Origin of the sequence: Streptomyces sp. MZ04 (assembly GCF_004684775.1) — a bacterium.
Lineage (GTDB): Bacteria > Actinomycetota > Actinomycetes > Streptomycetales > Streptomycetaceae > Streptomyces.
Map to the genome: position 1 here is coordinate 1 of NZ_SRIC01000560.1, position 1,574 is coordinate 1,574.

Annotated in this window: 3 protein-coding genes; 2 read left to right on the forward strand and 1 reads right to left on the reverse strand. The window is 67.8% G+C overall.

Annotated features, from left to right (window positions below; all coding sequences use genetic code 11):
* Nucleotides 1–77: 77 nt before the first annotated feature.
* Entirely contained in the window at nucleotides 78–293 is a 216-nt protein-coding gene (locus tag E2651_RS43105) for a hypothetical protein (protein ID WP_135336714.1), read from the reverse strand.
* Nucleotides 294–407: 114 nt separating this feature from the next.
* Between E2651_RS43105 and E2651_RS43110 the strand changes: the two genes are divergently transcribed.
* Nucleotides 408–1,250 carry a helix-turn-helix transcriptional regulator gene (locus E2651_RS43110; RefSeq protein ID WP_135336715.1) on the forward strand — a complete coding sequence of 281 codons (843 nt, stop codon included), beginning with the start codon at nucleotides 408–410 and terminating at the stop codon, nucleotides 1,248–1,250.
* Nucleotides 1,231–1,497, forward strand: coding sequence for a DUF397 domain-containing protein (locus E2651_RS43115; protein ID WP_135336716.1), 267 nt, complete (start codon nucleotides 1,231–1,233; stop codon nucleotides 1,495–1,497). Before E2651_RS43110 ends, E2651_RS43115 begins: the two co-directional genes overlap by 20 nt.
* Nucleotides 1,498–1,574 lie beyond the last annotated feature (77 nt).

A 1,574-nucleotide genomic window follows, 5' to 3' on the forward strand; every position in this document is an offset into this window, starting at 1 on the left:
CCCCATGACCCGCCCCACACTCCCGTCCCTGAAGTCGACGGCGTACGTCCCCGCCTCCGGCACACTCGGGTCGTCGTTCATCGCGACTGCCCCAGCACCGCGACCAGCCGCATCGCCGTGTCCAGGTTGCAGCACCCGAGGTCGACGAGCGGGTACGCGGCACTGCCCCCCGCCGCCGACACGGGGTCGACCCGCAGCGAGGGCAGCGCAACGCCCAGCGCGTCCAGTTCACCGCGCAGTTGCGCCACCACGTCCTCCACGGCCCGTAGCCGCTCGGCGTTCCGCACCACCATGACCAGCACCCCTTACACCGAGTGTTTCCGTTTCCTCACCCAGCGTGGTCGCGCGGCGCTAGCCTGAGAAGCGACGGCGCCTCAACAACCCCTCGTGTTCAACCGGGAGTTGCCATGCCAGGACCCAAAGACCTCGACCCGTCATCGTCACCCCGCGCCTTACTGGGCGCGGAGCTGCGCCACGCCCGCGAGAAGGCTGGCCTGAGCCAGGAGGAGCTGGGCACCCCGCTCTTCGTGAGCGGCTCGTTCATCGGCCAGCTCGAATCGGGGACGCGGAGGATGCACCTCGAATACGCCGCCCAGATAGACGAGATCCTGGGTACGGATGGCTTCTTCGCCCGTAACTGTGCGGCGATCGCCAAGTCGAAATACCCGGATCACTTCGCCGAAGCAGCGGAGGCGGAGGCGATCGCGACCACCATCAGGCAGTACGCGACGCTACTGGTCCCGGGCTTGCTCCAGACGAAGGCGTACGCGGAGGAAGTCTTCCGCGCCTATCACCCGACAGCCCCGGACGACACGATCGACGGCCTGGTGGCGGCACGCCTCGAACGGGCGCACCTCCTCGACCATCCAACAACCCCCTTGTTGTGGGCGATTCTTGACGAGGCGGTGCTGCGGCGGGAGGTCGGCGGTGGCGTTGTGATGGCGGAGGCCTTGGAGCACGTGACCGGGCTCGCGCAGAATCACCGCATCATCGTGCAGGTGCTGCCGTTCGGCGCCGGGGCGCATGCGTCGATGCACGGCGCCCTGAAGCTCATGGAGTTCGAGGACGCGCCCCCACTCTCCTTCGTCGAAGGGCCCGACATGGGGAAGCTGCTCGACGACCCGGCCACCGTCGCCCGCCACACCCTGATGTTCAGCCTCCTCCAGGCAGCAGCGCTCTCCCCGCAGGAATCCCTGGCCCTGATCGAGTCGGTGGCGCAGGATTACGAGCATGGAGAACTGCACCCCTGAGTACGACCTGAGCAAGGCGATCTGGCGCAAATCCAGTTACAGCGGCGGCAGCGGCGGCGACTGCGTAGAGGTCGCCACCTGGCGCAAGTCCACCTACAGCGGCGGTGACGGCGGCGACTGCCTCGAAGTAGCCGACGGCCACCCGGAAATCGTCCCCGTCCGCGACTCCAAGAACCCCACAGGCCCGAAGCTCGTGTTCCGGGCCACGACCTGGTCCGCGTTCGTCACGAACCTCAAGGCCACCTGACAGCCAGGACCCCCGGAGCTCAAGCCACAAGCCCCGAGCCCTCTTTTCAAGGAACGGGAGGCGGGCCTCAACCCGCC